The organism is Microbulbifer sp. (assembly GCF_036563125.1).
Taxonomy (GTDB): Bacteria; Pseudomonadota; Gammaproteobacteria; order Pseudomonadales; family Cellvibrionaceae; genus Microbulbifer.
On sequence record NZ_DATCMV010000132.1, the window covers coordinates 1 to 5,976 of the forward strand.

Here is a 5,976-nt window from a genome sequence, read left to right on the forward strand (position 1 = left end):
AGTCTTCACGGGCTATTTCGCCTACAGACTGTGTTACCGTGCAGAATATTGTCTGTAATTGTGTTTACAGCACTCCGTGCACAAAACAATAATCACAAGCCGAGAACTTCAGATGCTAATTCGTCCACTATTAACGGCTCTCCTTTCCTTTTTACTATTCCATTCCCCCCACTCCAACGGGGCTGAAAAACTACCTCAGTGGAAAGTGCAACACCTCGGGAATAAATCCTCACTCCGGGGCAGCGCGGTGGGTCCTGCGAGTCTGTGGGTTACCGGCACGGGGAATACCGTGATGCGCAGCGTCGATGGAGGTAACCGTTGGCAGGACGTCTCTGTCCCCGCCGAGCGGGAAATGGACTTCCGCGATATTGCCGTATTCGACGATCAGAGCGCGATCGTTATGGGCGTGGGGGAAGGCGCGCAGTCCCGCCTGTACAAGACTGAAAACGGCGGCAAGAGCTGGCAACTACTCTTCACTAATCCGGACGAACAGGGGTTCTTTGATTCCATCGGCTTCTGGAACCGGAAGCACGGCCTGCTGCTCGGCGACCCGGTCGACGGCTATTACGTGGTCATGGTCACCGAGGATGGCGGGCAGCACTGGCAGCGTATTCCAAAAGCAGCGCTGCCGGCTCTGAGCGAGAAGGAAGCCGCGTTCGCCGCAAGCGGCAATACCCTCATTACCGGCACCGGTGGCAAAGCCTGGTTCACTACGGGCGGTTTTGCCGCCCGGGTGTACAGCAGTAACGATTACGGACGCACCTGGCAGCAAGCGGAAGTCCCCCTTCACCGGGAAACCCAGACGTCCGGTGGCTACGCCCTGTCATTGAACAGCCTCGGAGAAGCGTTTGTGATGGGTGGCGACTTCACCAATCGCCCGGGTACTTACCCCAACCTCGCAAATTATGAAGGGGGAAAGTGGAAGTTGGCCGACAACGGGCAGCGCGGTTTGCGCACCGCCATGAGCTGCATTGAAAGCACCTGTGTGGCTAGCGGTAAAACCAGCAGTGACATTTCATTTGATGACGGGAAAACCTGGCAAGCATTAACCGGTCCTGGTTTCTACACACTGGCTGCCGGCGGCGATCTGATTCTGGGCGCCGGCGCGGAAGGAACTGTCGGCATACTCACCCTACAGCGGGATTAATCCGTTCCCTATGCAAGTTGCCGTTATCCCCCGGCAACTTGCGTCAGCGGGCTCAACCCCGCTAGAAGCTCAGTTCTGCTTGTACACCATCCTCGATCGTACTGTTGAATATGGCCGCCAATGCGTGACGGGCAACTTTTTCCGACGCTTCCAGCTGGCCGCTTTCCATATTGGTGAATATCTCTCGTTCGGCGTCTGCAATTTTTTTCTCGAGCCATGCCCGGTCTTCGTTCGTGAAATCCTGATGGTCCAGCCACACCTTGTGCCTCTCCCACAGGTCCCGCTGGCAAACACTCCAGCCTGCAGAAAACCCCACCGGTTTAAACAGGCTGGCACAGGTAGAGGACGTCCCGGTAAACGCAACTTGGGGGCCATCGCCGCCCAAGCGCACGATCATGCTGTTGACGGTGTGCGATGGGCGCAGGAATTTAAGCGGTGAATGCGCGGGCGCGGCGTGCATGCACAGATCACTATTGCCACTGGGTCTGTCACGTCGATGTGTTCTCAATAGGCGAGCAAAATCCGCAAAGCCAACGCTGTTTATATCAAGTTTTCCCAGTGCTTTGAGGCTGGTATCCCGCCGTCGATGGCTGGCACCGACAAACGGCACCAGCCAGGTATCAAAGTGGCGGCGAAAATTCAGCGGATGTGCGGACAGCTGCGCATCGCCGTATTGAAAGTCACGACCGATGGTCAGCGCGTTGGAAATACTGTCCGCATTTTCCACTTTCTTCGCAGCCCAGTGGCGCCCAGCCGTTTCGAGCTTCCAAACAGACGCTTTGTCGGCAATAAGAAAACTGTTGTCGTAACGAAAATCTTTTTGGGTATAACCTGCGGGACCACCCTGTCCGTATTGCTCAAGCAGATCGACCATCAACTGCAGAGCATTGTCTGCCGTGTCCGCCCGCTCCAGTGCCAGGCGCAACAGATCCATCCCCAGCAAGGCCACGCCACTACGGCACACCTTGCGGGAAAAAATCGCCTCGTTACCGATCGCCAGACCGCATTCATTGACCCCCATTTCGGCACCCCACATCCAAGCCGGGCGACCGACGATACATCCGTAACGATGGGGCACCTGCGCGACGTCAATCCAGGTACAGCGAACACGTCTGGCCTTGTCACCATGTACCGCAGGAATCACCTCTACTCGCTGAGCCTCCAGCGGGTCCCTGTCGCTGTTCTTGGCCAACCAGGTGAATTCAGGCCCGCGCAATGCCAGCGTGTCACACATGGAGGGTCTCTCGCGTGTCAATATTGTTCGAGCCAGCCGCCCCATTTAGCGCTGTGTTTACTTCGGCGGCTACACGTTCGGCAGCCTCCAGTGCCCCCTCCATATAACCAAACCATTCGACCGCAAATTCCGTTCCCGCCCAGTGAATCGGGCCGTTTGCCTCCCGAAGTCGCTCGCCTCCACCGGTCCAGGTACCAGGAGCGAACAGCGCTGCATAACAACCTCGCGTCCAGCCTTCGCTACTCCAGTCCTTGTCCACATATTCCAGCGGGTTGCGCGCAGTCTCCCCAAAGTAACGTGCGAAGCTATCTAGTACCGCCTCGCGCCTTTCCCCGGGACTCACACTGCTGTAATAGCGCGCCACATCACCCTCCAGAAATCCCATCAATAAACCGGAAGCCTTGCCCTGCTCGGAGTTATCAAATGTCACCCGCACCGGCCCCTCCGGGCTCGCCACCTGTCCAGACAGGTTACTGTCTCGCCAGAATGGTTTTTCATAACGGGCGATACACTTGATACAGGAACCGGCGGGCATGCGCTGCAACAACTTGTCTCGCCACGCTGGCAGTTCCGGTTCAAAGCGAATGCGCAGCGCTTGATTAGGGGGTACCGCTACAATTACCCGGTTACAAATAATGACACCGTCCCTGTGGCGTACCTGTAAGCTGCCGCCGGGTAATTCCGTAACCGCTTCAACGGGCGCATTGCACTGCACCCTTTCACCAAGTTCACGTGCCATGGCCTCACACAGGCCGGCGGTACCACCGTGCACACGGTCCTGCTGGGCACCACCTGTGACAGCAAGCAAAGTTTCCAGGGAATTACCGGAACGAGCGTAGAAAAGCGCGTGTAGCAGGGAAAGCTCTGTAGGCTCTGCCGCAAAAACTGCCCCTATTCCCACGGCAAATAGCTGCCGGGCAAGCTTTGTACGGCAATTTTTCTGCAGCCAGCTTTCCAGTGTCATGGCATCCCAATACGTCGCCTTCTTGTGTAGCCACGGTGCCGCTGGGTCAAGACTGCGCGCCATAGACTCGAATCGAGCCATAGCTATCCCCAGATCCGCGAGTGCAATGGGATTGATTTTAGGGATAGTGCCACGATAACGGCGGGATTTACCTGCTAGATAAAGCAGGTTATCGCCGCAGTCATACAGCGGCCATACACTTGAGCCCAGCTCTCCAATCAACCGGTACATGCGATCCTGCCCCGGCCCTACCCACTGCCCGCCTACATCGACACTGTCACCATTGGCAAAAAAATGATTCTGTAGCCGTCCGCCCACCCGCTCCCTGGCCTCGAGCACTTTTATCGAGTATTTATCCCGCAACAGACGCGCGGCCTGAAGCCCTGAGATCCCGGCACCCACCACCACGACCTGAACACGTTCCGGTTCTATTTCGTTTTGCATTGTTATTATTGTCCTTGCATACAATCCGTCTTGTGATCATCCCGATTAAAAATCAGGGCAACCAGAGACTGGAAATAACCGCACTATCACGACGCTGCCCCTGAGCGACCTCACCATTGATGATTGCCGTGGTACGACCATCATCTCCCAGATCCCAGAGATCACCGCGAAGAAAGGTATTAATCCCCGCCCGTAAACCGCCACCACGGCCTGCCAGAGCATACTTGAGCCAGGCATCACCTTCACTCAATCGCCCTATGTCCTGGCGATCTACATCCATCGGTATTGCCGCGCCGTTATAACCCGCCCATGGCTGCTGCCAGATACCACTGGGCGAGGCAAAAGACGGCACCGCCACAATGTCCGCCGATGCAATATGCTGCCAGGTATCTGGATACCAACTATCCGCACAGATCAGTACGGCGAGACGACCAAGCGGGGTTTCGAAAAGGGGGAGCTCTCGATCACCCGGCTGGATAAAAGGTCGCTCGCTCTCGATCGGGTAGTTTTTACGTACCGGGCCCGCGACACGGCCGTCGGCATAGAAAAGAAAGCTATTGTTATACAGCGGTCCAGGTCTCAGGGAGATTTGGTTGTTTTCGATTTGCGGATCCGGAAGCACAATCGAACCAGCAACCAGCGTCACACCAAATTCCTGCGCAAGCCCCGAAAAAATCTGCTGGTACTGCGCCGCCATCTCCGCAGATTTGGATTTAAACAGCGCGGCGGCAAAAGGATCCGCAGCAGCTTCCACCATCAGCTGCCGGGCAAATTGCGGCAGGTTTCCCAGTGCAGACCAGAACAGTGCGGTACCTGTGCTCTGACTGTTGTACACCAAAAAGCTTTCGCCTTCGGCAACCAGCCAGGTTCCGATATGCTCTGGAAACACCACGAGAGTTTTTGCGCCCAGCCACCCTGCCCGCTGCGCCTGCTGAAGATATAGGCGCAACTTGCGCTGCAGTCGCTCGGCACTGGCGTAGTCATCCGCGATTAAGTAAGGCTGGATTGATACCAAGTTCCCAGTATCCGGACGTGGGGTATTGAGTGGCTCAAGAAGAATTGGCGGCTCGACGCTGACACTGCTCGAGGGAGGGATATTGAGCAGTACCACCATCGCCACAGTGCATAAAATAAAAGTAACAAACAGTTTTTTTATCATTATTCTGCGTTTTGTTATGTGTAGCTTAACTACTATACCGGTGTTCTACCCGGGCCGGAATCATTGACCTGTAGGCCAATACTTCCTAGGCGGAACTGAGATGCCAACACTGACATTCCGCGTTTATCGCGAACTAAATGACTTTCTACCGAAGCCATTGAGGCAACGAAGCTTTGCGCGGGAATTTGTCGCTCTCGGCACGATAAAGGATGCAATCGAGACACTCGGCATACCGCACACGGAAGTGGACTTGATTCTTGTGAATGGCGAGTCAGTAGATTTTAACTGGCGACCGCAGGACGGCGACCGTGTCAGCGTCTACCCACTGTTTGAATCACTGGATATTTCCAGCATCACCCGGCTACGCCCCAATCCACTGCGTGAGTCCCGCTTTATCCTCGATTGCCACCTAGGGCGCCTTGCACGATACCTGAGGATGCTCGGTTTTGACTGCCTGTTTTATGGACATTGCAGCGATGAGCGTCTGGTGGAAATTTCCGTGGATCAGCAGCGGATTCTGCTCACTCGCGATCTAGGACTACTGAAACGGAAAGCTCTGACGCACGCTTATTATGTGCGCGCTACACGGCCTCAAAACCAGATCGAAGAAATAGTGGCGCGCTTGCAGCTACAGAGCAGCTTCCGTCCATTCTCTCGCTGCACCTTCTGCAATGCACCCTTGGTAAAAGTAGACAAACAAGCGGTGTGGTCAAAAGTTCCCGAAAACAGCCGACGCTGTTTTAACGATTTCGCCTACTGCAATGATTGCGGCCGCGTGTACTGGAAAGGCAGTCACTTCGAGCGTATGCAGCGACTGATAAGGAAGCTGAAAGATCGCTAACAGCTGCGTCGATACTGTAGAGCCAAACGCAGGCACGCTCCGGCAAAAAAGAAAAAGGCCCAGCCGCGTAAGCGACTGGGCCTTTGAATTAAAACCTGACGATGACCTACTCTCACATGGGGAAGCCCCACACTACCATCGGCGATGTTGCGTTTCACTTCTGAGTTCGGCAAGGGATCAGGTGGTT

5 protein-coding genes and 1 rRNA gene are annotated in these 5,976 nt (G+C 55.5%); 2 read left to right on the forward strand and 4 right to left on the reverse strand.

All coding sequences use genetic code 11. The annotated features are described in order from the left end of the window. Positions 1 to 112: 112 nt before the first annotated feature. Positions 113 to 1,147, forward strand: a complete 1,035-nt coding sequence (locus VIL80_RS10915; RefSeq protein WP_527250113.1) for a DUF6242 domain-containing protein — start codon at positions 113 to 115, stop codon at positions 1,145 to 1,147. Positions 1,148 to 1,208: 61 nt separating this feature from the next. On the opposite strand, the gene VIL80_RS10920 is transcribed toward VIL80_RS10915, so the two are convergent. The 3 genes from VIL80_RS10920 to VIL80_RS10930 are packed head-to-tail and all read right to left on the reverse strand — an operon-like array spanning position 1,209 to position 4,948. Beyond that, the gene (locus VIL80_RS10920; RefSeq protein WP_332036145.1) at positions 1,209 to 2,381 is read right to left on the reverse strand and encodes a C69 family dipeptidase; all 1,173 of its coding nucleotides are present in this window, start codon (positions 2,379 to 2,381) and stop codon (positions 1,209 to 1,211) included. Then, the gene (locus VIL80_RS10925; protein WP_332036146.1) at positions 2,374 to 3,813 is read right to left on the reverse strand and encodes a flavin monoamine oxidase family protein; all 1,440 of its coding nucleotides are present in this window, start codon (positions 3,811 to 3,813) and stop codon (positions 2,374 to 2,376) included. Before VIL80_RS10925 ends, VIL80_RS10920 begins: the two co-directional genes overlap by 8 nt. A gap of 28 nt (positions 3,814 to 3,841) precedes the next feature. Further along, entirely contained in the window at positions 3,842 to 4,948 is a 1,107-nt protein-coding gene (locus VIL80_RS10930) for a carbon-nitrogen hydrolase family protein (protein ID WP_332036147.1), read from the reverse strand. 100 nt (positions 4,949 to 5,048) lie between these two features. Here VIL80_RS10930 and VIL80_RS10935 point away from each other — a divergent pair, with 100 nt between their 5' ends. Next, positions 5,049 to 5,789 carry a Mut7-C RNAse domain-containing protein gene (locus VIL80_RS10935; protein WP_332036148.1) on the forward strand — a complete coding sequence of 247 codons (741 nt, stop codon included), beginning with the start codon at positions 5,049 to 5,051 and terminating at the stop codon, positions 5,787 to 5,789. A 93-nt stretch (positions 5,790 to 5,882) separates the two neighbouring features. Here the strand turns inward: VIL80_RS10935 and rrf are convergent. After that, positions 5,883 to 5,976 (reverse strand): 5S ribosomal RNA (gene rrf, locus VIL80_RS10940); the annotation flags it as partial.

Bases quoted from the DNA above. Each gene is read 5' to 3' on its own strand.
- VIL80_RS10935 (WP_332036148.1), top strand. From the start codon at position 5,049: ATGCCAACACTGACATTCCGCGTTTATCGCGAACTAAATGACTTTCTA.
- VIL80_RS10930 (WP_332036147.1), bottom strand. From the start codon at position 4,948: ATGATAAAAAAACTGTTTGTTACTTTTATTTTATGCACTGTGGCGATG.
- VIL80_RS10920 (WP_332036145.1), bottom strand. From the start codon at position 2,381: ATGTGTGACACGCTGGCATTGCGCGGGCCTGAATTCACCTGGTTGGCC.
- VIL80_RS10915 (WP_527250113.1), top strand. From the start codon at position 113: ATGCTAATTCGTCCACTATTAACGGCTCTCCTTTCCTTTTTACTATTC.